This is a genomic window from Myceligenerans crystallogenes, assembly GCF_039529775.1.
In the GTDB taxonomy this organism is placed as follows: Bacteria; Actinomycetota; Actinomycetes; order Actinomycetales; family Cellulomonadaceae; genus Myceligenerans; species Myceligenerans crystallogenes.
On the sequence record NZ_BAAANL010000001.1, the window covers coordinates 288971 to 305271 of the forward strand.

The 16301-nt window shown below is 74.4% G+C and carries 15 protein-coding genes; 11 read left to right on the forward strand and 4 right to left on the reverse strand.

What is annotated here, in order from left to right; genetic code table 11:
- Positions 1 to 75: 75 nt before the first annotated feature.
- Positions 76 to 876, reverse strand: a complete 801-nt coding sequence (gene aqpZ / locus ABD208_RS01130; protein WP_425561051.1) for an aquaporin Z — start codon at positions 874 to 876, stop codon at positions 76 to 78.
- 215 nt (positions 877 to 1091) lie between these two features.
- On the opposite strand from aqpZ, the gene ABD208_RS01135 reads away from it, so the two are divergent.
- Genes ABD208_RS01135 through ccsB form a run of 5 tightly spaced genes read left to right on the forward strand, consistent with a single transcriptional unit; the run spans position 1092 to position 5751 of the window.
- Complete coding sequence (locus ABD208_RS01135) at positions 1092 to 1736, forward strand: histidine phosphatase family protein (protein ID WP_344098826.1); 645 nt, start codon at positions 1092 to 1094, stop codon at positions 1734 to 1736.
- A complete protein-coding gene (locus ABD208_RS01140; protein WP_344098827.1) occupies positions 1733 to 2320 on the forward strand; it encodes a TlpA family protein disulfide reductase in 588 nt (195 codons plus the stop codon). The genes ABD208_RS01135 and ABD208_RS01140 overlap by 4 nt, the downstream gene beginning before the upstream one ends.
- Positions 2320 to 3090 carry a cytochrome c biogenesis CcdA family protein gene (locus tag ABD208_RS01145; RefSeq protein WP_344098828.1) on the forward strand — a complete coding sequence of 257 codons (771 nt, stop codon included), beginning with the start codon at positions 2320 to 2322 and terminating at the stop codon, positions 3088 to 3090. The genes ABD208_RS01140 and ABD208_RS01145 overlap by 1 nt, the downstream gene beginning before the upstream one ends.
- The gene (gene resB / locus ABD208_RS01150) at positions 3091 to 4761 is read left to right on the forward strand and encodes a cytochrome c biogenesis protein ResB (RefSeq protein ID WP_344098829.1); all 1671 of its coding nucleotides are present in this window, start codon (positions 3091 to 3093) and stop codon (positions 4759 to 4761) included. It abuts the gene before it with no gap.
- A 3-nt stretch (positions 4762 to 4764) separates the two neighbouring features.
- Entirely contained in the window at positions 4765 to 5751 is a 987-nt protein-coding gene (ccsB, locus tag ABD208_RS01155; RefSeq protein WP_344098830.1) for a c-type cytochrome biogenesis protein CcsB, read from the forward strand.
- A 35-nt stretch (positions 5752 to 5786) separates the two neighbouring features.
- Here ccsB and ABD208_RS01160 read toward each other — a convergent pair whose 3' ends face one another.
- Positions 5787 to 6173: a PLD nuclease N-terminal domain-containing protein gene (locus ABD208_RS01160; protein ID WP_344098831.1), complete on the reverse strand. Its 387-nt coding sequence runs from the start codon at positions 6171 to 6173 to the stop codon at positions 5787 to 5789.
- 123 nt (positions 6174 to 6296) lie between these two features.
- Here ABD208_RS01160 and ABD208_RS01165 point away from each other — a divergent pair, with 123 nt between their 5' ends.
- Complete coding sequence (locus ABD208_RS01165) at positions 6297 to 6575, forward strand: DUF4229 domain-containing protein (RefSeq protein WP_344098832.1); 279 nt, start codon at positions 6297 to 6299, stop codon at positions 6573 to 6575.
- A 70-nt stretch (positions 6576 to 6645) separates the two neighbouring features.
- Positions 6646 to 7515, forward strand: a complete 870-nt coding sequence (locus tag ABD208_RS01170; protein WP_344098833.1) for a 1,4-dihydroxy-2-naphthoate polyprenyltransferase — start codon at positions 6646 to 6648, stop codon at positions 7513 to 7515.
- A gap of 64 nt (positions 7516 to 7579) precedes the next feature.
- Here the strand turns inward: ABD208_RS01170 and ABD208_RS01175 are convergent, their stop codons facing one another.
- Positions 7580 to 8695 carry a DUF3048 domain-containing protein gene (locus tag ABD208_RS01175; RefSeq protein ID WP_344098834.1) on the reverse strand — a complete coding sequence of 372 codons (1116 nt, stop codon included), beginning with the start codon at positions 8693 to 8695 and terminating at the stop codon, positions 7580 to 7582.
- A gap of 259 nt (positions 8696 to 8954) precedes the next feature.
- On the opposite strand from ABD208_RS01175, the gene ABD208_RS01180 reads away from it, so the two are divergent.
- Together ABD208_RS01180 and ABD208_RS01185 are read left to right on the forward strand one after the other, a co-directional pair.
- The gene (locus ABD208_RS01180) at positions 8955 to 10364 is read left to right on the forward strand and encodes an AMP-binding protein (RefSeq protein WP_344098835.1); all 1410 of its coding nucleotides are present in this window, start codon (positions 8955 to 8957) and stop codon (positions 10362 to 10364) included.
- Positions 10365 to 10502: 138 nt separating this feature from the next.
- Positions 10503 to 12095, forward strand: a complete 1593-nt coding sequence (locus ABD208_RS01185; protein ID WP_344098836.1) for a PQQ-dependent sugar dehydrogenase — start codon at positions 10503 to 10505, stop codon at positions 12093 to 12095.
- Between the two features lie 36 nt (positions 12096 to 12131).
- On the opposite strand, the gene ABD208_RS01190 is transcribed toward ABD208_RS01185, so the two are convergent.
- Positions 12132 to 13115, reverse strand: coding sequence for a 1,4-dihydroxy-2-naphthoyl-CoA synthase (locus ABD208_RS01190; RefSeq protein ID WP_344098837.1), 984 nt, complete (start codon positions 13113 to 13115; stop codon positions 12132 to 12134).
- 131 nt (positions 13116 to 13246) lie between these two features.
- On the opposite strand from ABD208_RS01190, the gene ABD208_RS01195 reads away from it, so the two are divergent.
- Both ABD208_RS01195 and menD read left to right on the forward strand, forming a co-directional pair.
- Positions 13247 to 14299, forward strand: coding sequence for an o-succinylbenzoate synthase (locus ABD208_RS01195; RefSeq protein WP_344098838.1), 1053 nt, complete (start codon positions 13247 to 13249; stop codon positions 14297 to 14299).
- A 95-nt stretch (positions 14300 to 14394) separates the two neighbouring features.
- Positions 14395 to 16176, forward strand: a complete 1782-nt coding sequence (gene menD, locus ABD208_RS01200; protein WP_344098839.1) for a 2-succinyl-5-enolpyruvyl-6-hydroxy-3-cyclohexene-1-carboxylic-acid synthase — start codon at positions 14395 to 14397, stop codon at positions 16174 to 16176.
- Positions 16177 to 16301 lie beyond the last annotated feature (125 nt).

Sequence of the window (16301 nt, forward strand, 5' to 3'; positions counted from 1 at the left end):
GGGCGCGCGGGGATCGTGTCCGTGACCCGCCGCATCCCCGTGGCCGGGGCGGCGGCGGATCGGGGGCACCAGGGGTCAGTTCGCCGCGCGGGTGTCCACCCGGACGGCCGCCGGATCCGCCGCCGTGACGTCCCGGTCCGCCGTGGGGGCGAAGAGCAGCCGGTACAGGAGGCCCGCGACGACCGCGCCCAGGACCGGGAAGACGAGGAACAGCCACACCTGGGCGAGCCAGTCCGACCCGCCGTACACCGCGGTCGCGAGCGAGCGCGCGGGGTTCACCGACGTGTTCGTGACCGGGATCGAGACGAGGTGGATCAGCGTGAGCGTCAGGCCGATCGCGAGGCCGCCCGTCGCGGGGCTCGCGATCCTGGCGGTGGCGCCGAGGATCACGAACAGGAAGACCGCGGTCAGCACCGCCTCGGTGAGCATCGCCGAGCCGATGCCGAACCCGCCGGGCGAGAGCTCCCCGTAGCCGTTGGAGGCGAAGCCGCCCTCGCGGGCCGCGGCCAGGGCGCCGTCGGCCCCCGAGAGGATCGTGGCGAGCGTGCCGGCCGCCACCATGCCGCCCAGCAGCTGGGCCACGATGTAGCCGGGGGCGTCCTTCCAGGCGAAGCGGCCCGCGGCCGCGACGCCCAGGGTCACGGCGGGGTTGAAGTGGCCGCCGGAGATCGGGCCCAGGGCGTAGGCGCCGGCCACGACGGTGAGCCCGAACGCGAGCGCGACGCCGAGGAAGCCCACCCCGAGGGTGTTGGCCTCCGGGTCGGGGAAGGCGGCGGCGAGGAGCGCTGTGCCCACGCCGCCGAGGACGAGAACGAACGTGCCCAGGAACTCCGCCGCGAGACGGGTGACCGTGCCGGGCGCCGAGGAGCTGCTCACGGGGATCCTCCAGATCGATCGGGCGCATCCCCGAAAGGATGCGTTCGGATGACTTGGGACGCTACGGCGGAAGTTCCCCCCGCGCGCGGGGAGTATCGGCATACCCGGCGAGACGGGAATTGCGCCGGGCCGGGTCCGCCGGCCGGTCGTGGCAGTGGTTCATGCCACTCCCGCGTGTGCTGAATCACCCAGGGTGGGGTGGGAGACTGAGGGTCATGGTCTCCACCACCGTCCACCTGCTGCGCCACGGCGAGGTCCACAACCCCGAGGGCATCCTCTACGGCCGCCTGCCCGGCTACCGGCTCTCGGACCGCGGCCAGGAGATGGCCGAACGTGTCGCCAAGCACCTCGTGGAGCGAGGGGCGGACGTCGGCGCGGTGATCGCCTCCCCGATGCAGCGCGCGCAGGAGACCGCCACGCCGATCGCCGAGGCGTTCGGCCTGACGCTCGGCACGGACGACCGCCTGATCGAGGCCGAGAACCACTTCGAGGGCATGCGGTTCGGCGTCGGCGACGGCGCCCTGCGGCAGCCCGCGCACTGGCGCCACCTGTGGAACCCGTTTCGCCCGTCGTGGGGCGAGGCGTACACCGAGCAGGTCGCCCGGATGCGCGCGGCGGTCGACGCGGCCCGCCGGGCGGCCGAGGGGCACGAGGCCGTGCTGGTCAGCCACCAGCTCCCCGTCTGGCTCACCCGCTGCTCCTACGAGGGCCGGCGCCTCTGGCACGACCCGCGCAACCGCCGGTGCAACCTCGCGTCGCTGACCAGCCTGCGCTTCGAGGACGGCCGCTTCACCGGCCTGCACTACAGCGAGCCGGTCGCGGACCTGTACGCGGGCGCCAAGCAGCTCCCCGGCGCATGAGGGATCGACGCCTCCGTGCCGCCGTCCTCGCGGCCGCGGCCGCCGCGACCCTGGCCGCCTGCACCGTCGCCGCCGAGTCCGGCGCGGGCGACGTCGCCGGTCAGGGCTACGTCTCCGGGGACGGCTCCGTGCAGAGCTGGGACGCCGGCGACCGCCGCGGGCCGGTCGAGATCGCCGGCACCGACTTCGAGGGCGAACGGGTCGCCGTCGCCGACTGGGCGGGCGACGTCGTCGTCCTGAACACCTGGTACGCGGGCTGCCCGCCCTGCCGCGCCGAGGCGCCCGACCTCGCCGGCCTCGCCGGGCGCTACGAGCCCGACGGCGTCCGCTTCCTCGGGATCAACACCGAGGACGACGCCGCCACCGCCCTGGCCTTCGAGCGCACCTTCGACACGCCCTACCCCAGCCTGGAGGACGCGAGCGGCCGCGTGGTCGCGGACCTGTCCGGCGTCGTGCCGCTGCAGGCCGTCCCCACCACCGTGGTGCTGGACCGCCAGGGCATGGTTGCCGCGCGCGTGATCGGCCAGGTGGAGGCGTCCACGCTGGAGTCCCTCGTCGACGAGGCGCTCGCGGAGGAGAGCTGATGGACGCAGGCTCGCTCGCCTTCAGCGGCTCGCTGCTCGCCGCGATCCCGGTCGCGGTGCTCGCGGGGCTGGTCTCGTTCGCGTCCCCGTGCGTGCTGCCCCTGGTCCCGGGGTACGTCGGGTACGTCAGCGGCATGTCCGCGGCGGCGGCCCCGGGGACGACGGCGGGCGCCGCGCGGGCCGCCCGGTCCGGGCGGGGGCGCGTGCTCGCCGGGGTCGCGTTGTTCGTGGCCGGGTTCACCGCCGTGTTCGTGACCCTGATGGCGGCGGCCGGGGCGGCCGGCGTGTACCTGGTGCGGTGGGAGGACGTGCTGCTGCGCGTCCTCGGCGTCGTCGTGATCCTCATGGGGTTCTCGTTCATGGGGTTCGTGCCCTGGCTGCAGCGGGAGGCGCGGTTCCACCTCGCGCCGCGCACCGGGCTGTGGGGCGCGCCGCTGCTCGGCGTGGTGTTCGGGCTGGGCTGGACGCCGTGCATGGGGCCGACGCTGGTGGCCGTGCAGGCGCTCGCGCTCGACGAGGCGTCCGCCGGGCGGGGCGTGCTCCTCGGGATCGCGTACTGCCTGGGGCTGGGCGTCCCGTTCCTGCTGGTCGCGCTCGGCGCGACGGCGTCGGACAAGATGATGGGCTTCCTGCGCACGCACCGGCTCGCCGTGATGCGCGCGGGCGGCGGCCTCCTGGTCGCGATCGGGCTGGCCCTGGTCACGGGGCTGTGGGGGATAATGACGTCCGGGCTGCAGTCCTGGATCGGCGGATTCTGGACGGTGCTGTAGATGGCGGACCAGCGGTACGTCCCCGAGGGGATCCAGGACGAGTTCGCGCAGGGCGGGGACCCGGCGTCGCCGGACCGGAAGCCCTCCGCGCCCGCGATCGGCGCCGCCGGGATGCTGCGGTGGATGTGGCGGCAGCTGACCAGCATGCGGGTCGCGCTGATGCTGCTGATGCTGCTCGCCGTCGCCGCCGTGCCCGGATCCGTGCTGCCGCAGCGCAGCCAGGACGCCGGGAAGGTCACCGAGTACCTCGGCGAGAACCCGGAGCTCGGCGAGTGGCTGGACCGGCTCGGGTTCTTCGACGTCTACGGCTCGGTGTGGTTCTCGGCGATCTACCTGCTGCTGTTCGTGTCGCTGGTCGGGTGCATCGTGCCGCGCACGGGCGCGCACTGGCGCGCGCTGCGCGCGCGGCCGCCGAAGGTGCCCTCGCGGTTCGCGCGGTTCCCCGCGCAGGCGGCCGTGACGACCGCGCTGTCGCCCGACGACGCCGTCGCGCTGATCGCGGCGAAGCTGCGCGGGCCGCGCTGGCTGCCCACCTTCCGCGTGGAGCGGGGCACGGAACCCGCTCGCGCCGGCAGGGCGGCGTCGGCCACGGTGAGCGCCGAACGCGGCTACCTGCGCGAGAGCGGGAACCTGCTGTTCCACCTGGCGCTGCTGGGGCTGCTCGTGGCGGTCGCGCTCGGGCAGATGCTGCACTACCGCGGGCAGGCGATCGTGACCGAGGGGCGCGGGTTCGCGAACGCCGTCGTCGACTACGACACGTTCGAGAACGGGGCGTGGTTCGACCCGGCGTCGCTCGTGCCGTTCTCCATGACGCTGGACTCGTTCGACTCGGAGTTCTCCAGCGAGACCGTCGCGTTCGCGCAGGCGCGGGACTTCACCGCGCACGTCACCGTGACGGAACCGGACGGGGGCGACCACGGCGAGCAGATCAAGGTGAACCATCCGCTGCAGACCGAGGGCGCCAAGATCTACCTGCAGGGCAACGGGTTCGCGCCGGAGATCACCGTGACCGACGCCGACGGCGAGGTCGCGTTCTCCCAGCGGGTGCCGTTCCTGCCCGAGGACACCATGTACACCTCGCGCGGCGTGGTGAAGGTGCCGGACGTCGCCAGCGGCGACCAGATCGGGCTGGTGGGGTACTTCCTGCCGACGGCCGTCGTGGAGCAGGACGGCTCGGCGCGGTCGACGTTCCCGCAGCCGCTCGATCCGCTGCTCGTGCTCGAGGTCTACCGGGGCGACCTGGGGCTGGACGACGGCGTGCCGCAGAACGTGTACCAGCTCGACACCGCCACCCTGACGCCGTCGCTGGACGACGCCGGGGAGCGGGTCAAGGTGCTGGTCGAGCCCGGCGAGACGGCCGAGCTGCCGGACGGGCTCGGGACGGTGTCGCTGGGCAAGGACGTGCCGCGGTACGTGGCGCTGGACCTGCGGCACGACCCGTCGCTCGGGTTCGTGCTGACGTTCGCGCTGCTGGCGCTCGGCGGCCTGACGCTGAGCCTGTTCACGCCGCGGCGGCGGGTCTGGGTGCGGGCGGTCGTGTCGCAGGGCGGGGCTACGGTGGTGGAGGCCGCGGGGCTGGCGCGCGGGGACGACGCCGGGCTGCAGGGCGAGGTGGAACGAGCGCTGTCGGTGGTGCCGGTGGTCGCGGACGACGACGAGACGAAGGACTGAGACATGGAGCTGGCGAACCTGAGCGTGCTGCTCGTGTGGGCTGCCGCGACGGCGCTCGCGATCGCGATGATCGCGTTCGCGGCGGACCTGGCGCGGCTGTCGGGCGTGAAGGTGGCGGAGCGCGACGCCGCGCGGGAGAAGGTCGCGGCCGGGGTGGGCGCGTCGTCGGCCGGCGGGGCCGCCGCGCGGGAGCCGCGCGGGGTCGCGCTGCCCGGGGACGGGCCCGCCGGCGGTGCGCGCCGCGGGGCCGGGATCGGGATGTCGCTGTCCTGGCTGGCGGCCGCGCTGCTGCTCGTGGCGATCGTGCTGCGGGGGATCGCCGCGGGGCGCACGCCGTGGGCCAACATGTACGAGTTCACGCTGGTGGGCACGTTCGTGGCCGTGGCGGTGTTCCTCGTGGTGTGCCTGGTGCGCGAGGCGCGGTTCCTCGGGGCGTTCGTCACGGGGCTGGGCGCGGTGTTCCTGGTGCTCGGGCAGAACGCGTTCTACGTCGCGGCGACCGGCGTGCAGCCCGCGCTCCAGAAGTACTGGCTGGTGATCCATGTCGGCGTCGCGATCACCGCGACGGGCGTGTTCACCGTGTCGTTCGTCACCTCGGTGCTGCAGCTGCTGCGGGACTCACGGGACGAGGGCGCGCCGCTGCTCGGCCGGTGGGGCTGGCTGGACCACACGCCCGTGCCCGCGGCGCTGGAGGCGCTGTCGTTCCGGCTGAACGCGGTCGGGTTCGTGCTGTGGACCTTCACGATCATCGGCGGCGCGATCTGGGCCGAGGACGCCTGGGGCCGCTACTGGGGCTGGGACCCCAAGGAGGTCTGGTCCTTCGTGATCTGGGTGGTGTACGCCGCCTACCTGCACGCGCGCACGACGCGCGGCTGGGCGGGACGCCGGGCGGCCTGGTTCGTGGTGGTCGGCTACGCGTGCGTGCTGTTCAACTTCACGGGCGTCAACATGGTCTTCGAGGGGCTGCACTCGTACTCGGGCCTGGAGTGATCCGGCCGGAGTGATCCGGCGGGTGCCGGCGCCCGCTAGGCGCCGGGCTCGTCGCCCTCCTGCTGCCTGCGCTCGCGTTCCTCGCGTTCGCGCTTGATCTTGGCCTGCTCCAGGAGCCAGAGGTACTCCGGGTCGTCCTCCGGGCCGGCCGGGGGCTTGTCGTCGCGGCGCGGCTGCTGGGGGGCCGGGCTCGGGCTCGCGGCGCGCTCCCAGTCCGCGGCGATCGCCCGGCCCTTCTTCCGGCGGGCGATGTAGACCGTCAGGATCCAGGCGATCGAGCCGATCAGCGGCAGCAGGATGATGGCCACGACCCACAGGAACTTGGGCAGGCCGTGGCGCTCCTCGTCGTCGGACTGGACGACGTCGACGAGCGTGTAGACGACGAGAGCGACGTACAAGACCCCGAGAATGACCTTCTGCACGTCGAGAGACTAATACGTCCGGGCGGGCCCGCTCGCACATCGGCCCCGGCCGGTGGTGAACGCGACGCCCCGTGAGGCCCCGTGGCGGCGGGTGTCGTGCGCCGGGCCGCCTACGATGGTGGCGTGCCCCTCGTGATCTACACCGTGCTGCGCCTGGCCCTCTTCGCCGGCGCGGTCGGGCTGCTGTACGTCGCCGGACTGCGGAGCTGGCTGCTCGTCGGCGTCGGCGCCCTCGTCGCGTTCGCGCTGTCGTACGTGCTGCTGGCCCGCCCGCGGGACGCCGCCGCCCGATGGCTGGCGGAGCGCCGCGACCGTCGTCGGACCTCGGCGTCCACGACGGCGGCCGCCGACGCCGCGCACGAGGACGCCGCCGTGGACCGCGCGACCGACGGCGAGAGCTGACCGGACGGAACTCCGGGAACCGGGCGGTCGTTCTTCCGGCCGGACCATCCATCTCTTTCAGGAGTGCAGCATGGCGACAGCCGCCGAGTGGATTTCCGGGGCACGGCCCCGCACGCTGCCCGCAGCCGCCGCACCGGTGATGGTGGGGACGGGCGCGGCGGCCGAGGCGGGCTCCGCCGCCTGGCTGCCCGCGCTGCTGGCGCTCGGGGTGGCGCTGGCGCTGCAGGTGGGCGTGAACTTCGCGAACGACTACTCGGACGGCGTGCGGGGGACCGACGTCGACAGGGTGGGGCCGATGCGGCTCACCGCCTCGGGCGCCGCGGTGCCGCAGGCCGTGAAGTACGCCGCGTTCGGGTCGTTCGGGGTGGCGGCCCTGTTCGGGCTGGCGCTCTGCGCGGTCAGCGGGCAGTGGTGGCTGCTGGCGGTGGGCGTGCTGTGCGTGCTGGCGGCCTGGTACTACACCGGCGGGCGCAAGCCGTACGGCTACCTCGGGTTCGGCGAGGTCGCGGTGTTCGTGTTCTTCGGGCTGGTCGCGGTGCTGGGCACCACCTACACGCAGGCCGGCGTCGTCACCTGGCCCGCGCTGCTGGGCGCCGTCGGCGTCGGTCTCATCGCCTGCGCGCTGCTGATGGTGAACAACCTGCGCGACATCCCCGGCGACGTCCTGGCCGGGAAGAAGACCCTGGCCGTGCGCATCGGCGACTACCGGGCGCGCCGCGCCTACCTGGCGCTGCTGTGGATCCCGCTCGCCCTCGGCATGCTGTGCGCCTTCTGGGCCCCGTGGTCCCTGCTGGTGGTCCTCCTGGCGGGCCCGGCGGCGTTCCTCTCGCTCCCGATCCTCGCGGGAGCCCGCGGCAAGCTCCTCATCCCGGTCCTGGCGGGCACGGGGCTGTACGAGCTGGGCTACGGCCTGCTGCTCTGGTTCGGCCTGTCGATCTGACGCGGCGGGCTGCCGCCTGACACGGCCCGCGGCCGGGCTACGGCCTGGCGCGGCCCGCGGCGGGCTACCGCACCGACCAGCTGCCGGACGACCGCGGGACCAGCTCGACCCAGGTGTTGCCCGGTTCGAGCTGGGCCTGCTTGCCGTTCGCGAGCTTCAGCACGATGGGCGCGTGGATGCGGCCCTTCTTCCAGCGGATCTTCTTGACCTTGCCGTGGGCGGCGACGAAGCCCTCGCCGGAGGAGTTCACGAGCCGCGTCTCGGGCACCGGGGCGCCGCTCGGGTCGGTGTAGGCGGTGTTGACCATGTCGACGCCGAGGACGACCACGTTCCTGGCGCCGTGCCGCGCGCCGGACATCGCCATCGACGGCGAGCTGCCCTCGCTGCGCTGGTACGTGCGGGACCTGACGTCCCAGTACCAGTTCGACGTCTGGAAGTTCGACAGGCGGACGCTCAGGCTGCGCGCCCTGGTGCCCTTCTGCGCGGCCGAGCCCTTGCCCGCGTGGGGCGCGTAGATGAACTGCGCCGGCGGCGGGCTGAAGAGGCGCATGTCGCCGCGCTCCTGGGCCAGGAACTCCCGCGGCTTGCCGATCACGTTGTGCGGGGCGGCGCGGGCGGGGTCGCGGTAGAACCCGTCGTGGCCGTCGTCCATGACGAGCGACTGCGTGGAGACCCGGTTGACCCGGTCGATGAACGGGAGCTGGCCGCCCGAGTAGGCGAGCATGCCCTTCATCGGCGCCACGATCGCCGCGTCCATCGGCCGCACGGACCGCACGGGCTCGACGGCGTCGGGCAGCCTGGAGTGGTAGACGGCGACGAAGCGCGTGATGCCGCCCTCGACGACCTCCTCCCAGACGATGTCCGCGGCCTCCAGGCCGCGGGTGGGGCGCGCCTCCGGGGCGTTCTCGATCTTCACCGACACCGCCGGGCGGTTCATCTGCCGCGGCTTGCCCTCGTGGCCGGTCAGGGGCCAGTAGTGGCGCTCCCGGGGCGGGGCCTTCGGCTCGGGCGGGGAGTCCTTGCGCTCCTTGGTGTCGGCGGCGAGCGTCTCGGTGGGGGTGGGCAGCGGCTCCGGCTCGTCCCACGGCCACGCCAGGTCCCCGGTGCATCCGGTCAGGCCGATCGCCAGGGCGGTGACCAGCGCGACCAGTCCTGCTCCTCGCCGCGTGCGCAGCGTCACGTCCATCATTCCTCCGGCTCGCCCAGCTCGACGTCGGCCCGGCCGCCCTCCGGACTGGCCGCCCACCCTACTGCCTTCCCGGTCCGCCTCGTGACGGCGGTTCACCTGCCATCCGGTTCGCGCTCACGAGGTGGCCTCGATACGGCGCCACCTGCGCCGATACGGCCGGCGGCGCCGCTTGCCGGGCGCGCCCGCCCTCGGACGGGCCTGCGCGCGGCGAACCGACCAGGCGCGGGGGCCGGGCCCGTACGCTGGGGGAGTGGACGGTGATCTCGCCTGGGTCAGGAACGCGGTGCGGACGGCCCTGGACGGCGGGGAGCCGTACGTCCCCGCCGGCCGCACGTCGGAGGCCCCGCTGCCGGACGGCACGGCGCTGGTGGTCCGCACTTCCGGTTCGACCGCTTCCCCCCGCGAGGTCGCCCTGTCCGCCGCGGCGCTGCGGGCGTCGGCCGCCGCCACCCACGAACGCCTCGGCGGTCCGGGCCGCTGGTTCCTCGCCCTCCCCGCGACCCACGTGGCGGGCCTGCAGGTCGTGAGCCGGGCGATCCTCGCGGGAGCCGACGTCGGGGGCGGGGCCGCCGGTCCGTTCACGCCAGAGGGCTTCGCCGCGGAAGCGGGGGCGTTCCTCTCGGCCGGGCTATCGGCCGGGCCGGCGGCCAGTCGATCGGCCGGGTCGTCGGCTGAGCTGGTGGCCGCGCCGTGGGCTGGCCCGGTGGCCGGGCCGGCGGCCAGGTCATCGGCCGGGTCGGCGTCGCCGGCGAGCGCCGCGTCGTCGTCGGCCCGTGACCTCCCCGCCTACGTCTCGCTCGTGCCCACGCAGGCGCACCGCCTCGTCGAGGCGGCGGCCGCGGGCGCGCCGGCGGGTCTGCGCACCCTCGCGAGGTTCGACGCCGTCCTGCTGGGTGGCGCCGCCACGCCGCTCCGGCTCCTGACCCGCCTCCGCGAGGCGGGGGTCCGTGCCGTCACGACCTACGGCATGTCCGAGACCAGCGGCGGCTGCGTCTACGACGGCGTCCCGCTCCCGGGCGTCCGCCTCCGCCTGACAGACCCCTTTCCCTCGCGAGGTAGCGACTCCGGTCCCGTGGCGCAGGCGGAAATCGCGGATGAGAGCGTTCACTCGCGCGAAAACCGCCTGCCAGCTGCTGCCCGCGCGCAAGGCGCCGGCGGTGGCGCGGGCGTCGTGGAGATCTCCGGGTCCGTGCTGGCGTCCGGGTACGTCGGGGACGACGGCGCCACCGCCGCCTCCTTCCGCGTCGATGGCGACGGCACACGCTGGTTCCGCACCTCCGACCTCGGGCGGTTCGACGCCGGCGGGCGGCTGGAGATCCTCGGCCGGGCCGACGACGTCATCGTCACCGGGGGAGTGAACGTGGCCCCGGCCGCGGTCGAGGCGGCGCTCGCGGAACTGGGTGAGGTGTGCGTCGTCGGTCTCCCGGACGACGAATGGGGTCAGGCGGTGGTCGCGGTCCTGGTCAGCCCGGACGCGGGCGCGCAGCCGACCCCCGCGCCACCAGGTCTGCTGGACCGTGCCCGCACCCTGGCGGCGGACACCCTGGGCCGGACCTCGGCCCCGCGCATGCTCTACGTCATCGGCTCCCTCCCCCTCCTAGGCCCAGGCAAACCGGACCGTCAGGCCCTGACCACCTCCCTGAAGAACCTGCCGGCCTAACTGTCCCGTTGCGTTCGCGTCCGGAACGTCGCGGTCGTCGTTCGCGTAATCGGTTCGGGAGGGTTCCGGGGAGGGGGCCGGGTGTTTAGCCTGGTCGCGGGACCAAGCTGGTTCGGCGGCTCGGGCGAGGAGGCTCGTATGCGTGCGACAGGTGTTCAGGGACCACAGCGCCGTCGGACACGACGGCGGCTGCTGGCCGGCGTGACCGCGGGCCTGGTGGCGATGACCGGGATGGTCGTGGCCACCGTGACCGGGGCCGTGCCGGTGCAGGCCGCGGAGTGCGCCTCGGCGTCGTACCGCGTGGTCAGCAGCTGGGACAGCGGGCATCAGGCCGAGGTGTCGATCACGGCCGGCTCCCACGCGATCGACGGGTGGTACCTCCGGTTCGAGCTGCCCGCCGGCGTGCGGATCCAGCAGGCGTGGAACGCGCAGATCACGCAGAACGGCGGGGTGGTCACAGCCAGGGACGTCGGCTGGAACGCCTCGATCCCCGCGGGCACGACCCGGGTGATGTTCGGTGCGATCGCCACCGGCGGCGGTCCTGTCACGGTCACCGGGTTCTGGGTCAACGGCCGCCTCTGCGGCAGCACCCAGGACCCCGACAACTGCCCCACCCCGTACCCGGCACCGTCGGGACCCGGCTTCGGCTGCCCGGCCTTGCCGAGCCCGTCGTCGAGCATCACGTCCCCCAGCACCTCACCGACGCCGAGCACGTCCCCCACCCCGTCCCCGACCGTCGGCTCCGGCGGTCTCGTCCCCACGGGCGAACCGCAGGTCATCGCGTCCGGCCTGGACGTGCCGTGGTCCATCACGCACGCCGGCACCGGCACGTCGTACGTCAGCGAACGGAACAGCGGCAACATCCTCGAGGTGGGCGACGACGGCACGACGCGGGTCGCGGGAACCGTCCAGGGCATCGACGCCGTCGGCGAGGCCGGCCTGCTCGGGATCGCGGCGAACGGGTCGTACCTGTACGCCTACTCGACCGGGCCGAACGGCAACCGCATCCAGCGCTACATGTTCGTCAGCAACCCGCAGCCGGGAGCGCCGGTCAACCTGGCATACCACGACACGATCCTCGACGGCATCCCCAAGGCCCGGTTCCACGACGGCGGTCGCATCGCGTTCGGCCCGGACGGCATGCTCTACGTCACCACCGGTGACGCGGGGAACGCCGGCTCCGCGCAGGACGTGAACAGCCTCGGCGGCAAGATCCTGCGGATGACGCCGGAGGGCGACGTGCCCGGCGGCAACCCCTTCCCGGGGTCCCTCGTGTACAGCTACGGCCACCGCAACGTGCAGGGCCTGGACTGGGCCGACGACGGCACGCTCTTCGCCTCGGAGTTCGGTGAGAACACCTGGGACGAGCTCAACGTGATCGAGCCGGGGGGCAACTACGGCTGGCCCGAGGTCGAGGGGATCGGCGGGGACAGCCGGTACGTCGACCCGGTGCAGCAGTGGGCGACGTCGGAGGCCAGCCCGAGCGGCCTGGCGATCGCCGGGGACACGATCTTCATCGCGAACCTGCGGGGCCAGGTGCTGCGCGCGGTCCCGGTCGCGCGGCCCACGGAGTCCACCGAGTACTACGCCGGCCGTTTCGGCCGCCTCCGCGCGGTCACCGTCTCCCCGGACGGAGACCTCTGGTTCCTCACGTCCAACACGGACGGCCGGGGCACCCCGGCCTCCGACGACGACCGCCTCCTGAGCGTTCCGCTGGCGCCCGCGCCGTGAGCATCCCGTAGGCGCCGGTCGAGGCGTCCGCCGGGGTCAGAAGTAGTACGGGAACTGGCTCCAGTCCGGGTCGCGGCGCTCCAGGAAGGCGTCGCGGCCCTCGACGGCCTCGTCGGTCATGTAGGCGAGGCGGGTGGCCTCGCCGGCGAAGACCTGCTGGCCGTTGATGCCGTCGTCGGGGAGGTTGAAGGCGAACTTGAGCATCCGGATCGCCTGCGGGGACTTCGTCGCGATGACGCGGGCGTACTCGCAGGCCAGGGCCTCGAGCGAGTCGTGTTCCGCGACCTCGTTGATCGCGCCCCAGCGCTCGGCGTCGTCGGCGGAGTACTCCCGGGCCAGGAAGAAGATCTCGCGGGCGCGCTTCTGGCCGATCTGCCGGGCCAGGTAGGCGGAACCGTACCCGGCGTCGAACGAGCCGACGTTCGCGTCCGTCTGCTTGAACCTGCCGTGCGCGCGGCACGCGATGGTCAGGTCGCACACGACGTGCAGCGAGTGCCCGCCGCCGGCGGCCCAGCCGTCGACGACGGCGACGACCACCTTCGGCATGGTGCGGATCAGCCGCTGCACCTCGAGGATGTGCAGGCGCCCGGCGCGGGCCGGGTCGACGGCGTCGGCCGTGGCGACGTCGCCGCCGCCGTCGGGCGCGGTCGTGTACTGGTAGCCCGAGCGGCCGCGGATGCGCTGGTCGCCCCCGGAGCAGAACGCCCAGCCGCCGTCCTTCGGGGAGGGGCCGTTGCCCGTCAGGAGCACGGTGCCGACGTCGGACGTCATGCGCGCGTGGTCCAGCACCCGGTACAGCTCGTCCACGGTGTGCGGGCGGAACGCGTTGCGCACGTCCGGCCGGTCGAACGCGACGCGCACCACGGGCAGGTCACGCCCGGACGCGCGGTCGTGCCCCCGGTGGTACGTGAGGTCCGTGAGGTCCGCGAACCCGGTGACCTCCCGCCACACCTGCGGGTCGAAGGTCTCGGAGACCTGACGGGGGAGCGGCACGGTGGACTGATCTGCGGAGGTGCTCACGTGCACAGCCTAAATTGCCGGCGAGGGCAGCGGGCGGCGTTCGTGGACGCTGCCGCGCGGCGGCCCACGGCAGACCCGGCGGCCGTACCGCCCGCGCACGAGGTACGGGAGCCGTCGGCTAGCCTGGCCGGATGCGGCAGAACATCGTCTGGTCCACGCCGTTGCGCACCCGCTTCCGGGGTCTGGATTCCCGTGACGGGGTGCTGATCCGGGGCGACGCCGGCTGGGGCGAGCTCTCGCCGTTCTGGGAGTACGACGACGCCGAGTCGGCCACCTGGCTGCGGGCAGCCCGGGAAGCCGCGGAGATCGGCTGGCCCGATCCGGTCCGCGACACCGTTCCCGTCAACGTCACCGTCCCCGCCGTCGGGCCGGAGAAAGCGCGCGAGATCGTCCTCGCCTCGGGCGGCTGCCGCACCGCGAAGATCAAGGTCGCCCAGCGGCTGCCCGGCGGATCGATCGAACCGCTCGCCGCCGAGCAGGAACGCATCGAGGCGGTCCGCGCGGCGTTCGACGAGTTGTCCGACGCCGCCGGGGGCGCCCCCGCCCGCATCCGGGTCGACGCCAACGGAGGCTGGAGCCGGGACGAGGCGCTGCGGCGCCTGCCGGTGCTGGATCGGGCCGCGGGGGGCGACGGCCGGGCCGGGAGCGTGGCGGGGCTGGAGTACGTCGAGCAGCCCTGCATGTCCGTCGAGGATCTCGCCGCGGTCCGCCGCGCCCAGCACGTCCCCGTCGCCGCCGACGAGTCCATCCGCCGCGCCGAGGACCCCCTCCGCGTGGTGCGCCTGGAGGCGGCCGACGTCGTCGTCCTCAAGGTGCAGCCCCTCGGCGGCGTGCGGGCCTGCCTCGAGCTGGCCGAGCAGGTGGGGCTGCCCGTCGTCGTGTCCTCCGCCCTGGAGTCCTCGGTCGGGCTGGCGGCCGGGGTGGCGCTCGCGGCAGCCCTCCCGGAGCTGCCGTACGCCTGCGGCCTCGCGACGGCGCAGCTCCTCGAGCACGACGTGGTCGCCGATCCGCTGCTCCCGGTCGACGGCGCACTGCCCGTCCGCCGCCCCGTCCCCGACGCGAACGCGCTGGGCAGAACCCAGGCCTCTCCGGAGCTGGGGTCCCGCTGGAACGCCCGTCTCGAACGCCTCGAACGGCTCGTGCCCGTCGCGGCAGGACAGCCGGCCGGCCGGGCCGCGACCTGACCGGATCCTCGGCCGGCGACCGTCCCGGCGGACCTGGGCCGCCGAGGCGGCACCTCGGCCGGTCGCGCCGCGACCCCGGCGGCTAGCCTGGGGCTATGCCAGAGAGTCCCGCCTCGGTCGCGGCCGCGCGTGCCCTGATCGCCGAGCTGATCGCCCACGGTGTGCACGACGTCGTGCTCGCCCCCGGATCGCGGTCGGCACCGCTCGCCTACGCGGTGGCCGAGGCCGCCGAGGCCGGCCGGATCACCCTCCACGTCCGCATCGACGAGCGCACGGCCGGGTTCCTCGCGCTCGGCCTGTCGCGCGGGAGCGCGTACACCGCGGCGGCGTCGTACCTCCCCGTCGCCGTGATCACGACCTCCGGCACGGCCGTCGCCAACCTGCATCCCGCGGTCCTGGAGGCGCACCACTCCGGCGTCCCGCTCGTGCTCCTCACCGCCGACCGCCCGCACGAGCTCCGCGGCACCGGCGCCTCCCAGACCACCCACCAGCCCGGCATCTTCGCCGGGGCGCTCCGTTACGAGGTGGACGTCCCGGCGCCGTCGGCCACCGACCTGGCGGCCCGCACCTCCGAGACGCGCGACCTCGCCGCCGTCGCCGCCCGCGCCGTCTCCGCGGCCCTCGGCCTCCGCGACGGCGCCCCCGGACCGGTGCACCTCAACCTCTCCTACCGCGACCCGCTGCAGCCCGCGGAATTCCAGGAACCGGGCGAGGTCCGGGCGGACGGCGAGATCCCCGGGCCCGTCACCGTCGTCGCCCCCTCGGACGTCCGGCACCTGACGTCACCCGCGCTGCCCGGGCATCCCGACCGCACCGTCGTCGTCGCGGGGGACGGAGCCGGACCCGACGCCCGGCGGATCGCCGAGGCGCAGGGCTGGCCGCTGTTCGCCGAACCGTCCTCCGGCGCCTGCGGCGGACCCAGCGCCGTCCCCGTCTACCGGCTCCTGCTCGGGGAGGACGGGCCGGCCGGCGAGATCCAGCACGCCGTCGTCTACGGCAGGCCCACCCTGTCCCGGCCGGTGCAGCGCCTGCTCGCGCGGCCCGACGTCACGGTCACCGTCGTCGCTCCCGGCGGGCTGCCCTGGCCCGACGCCGCACGCAACGCCGCGCAGGTCGTCCAGGGCTTCGCCCCCGAGTGGTACGAGCACCGCGACGAACCCCGGCCCGACTGGCTCGGCCGCTGGCAGGCGGCCGGCCGCGCGGCCGCGGAGGTCATCGAGGGCATCACGGCCGACGACGCCGTCGCGGACCCGCCCACCGCGCTCTCCGTCGCGCGCGCCGTCGCCACGGTCCTCACCGGCGACGACGTCCTGGTGGTCGGCTCGTCGAACCCCGTGCGGGACCTCGACCTCGTCCTCGGCCTCGACGACGGCCTCCCGTCCGTCCTGGCCAACCGGGGTCTGGCCGGGATCGACGGCACGGTCTCCACCGCCACGGGGGTGGCGCTCGCGGCCGCGCGCGCCGGCCGGCGCACGCGCGCCCTGATGGGCGATCTCACGCTGCTGCACGACGTCGGCGGCCTGCTGCGCGGCCCCGGGGAACCCGCCGTCGACCTGGAGATCGTGGTGGTGAACGACGACGGCGGGTCGATCTTCGCGACGCTCGAGCACGGCGCCCTGGCGGCGGCGTCGGACGCGGCGGCGGCGCGGTTCGAGCGCGTCTTCGGCACACCGCACGGCGCGAACCTGGCCCAGCTGTGCGCCGGCTACGGCGTTGACCACCAGCTGGTGAAGGACATCCCGAGCCTCCGCCACGCCCTCCAGGCCCCGAGCCACGGCGTCCAGGTCATCGAGGTCCAGGTTCCCCGGGCGAACCGTTTCCAGGAGTCCCGTGACCTGGCCCGCCGGGTCGCCGAGGCGGTGCGCGGCGTCGTCTGACGGACGCCGGGCGCGGGCCCGATGCCTTTCCCGTTTTTCGCCGCGGGGGCATTTCGCCTTCGGGCCGGGCCCTCACCAGGGTTTTCGACGTGGGAAAGAATGTGCGGCGTGACGGAGAAATTCCG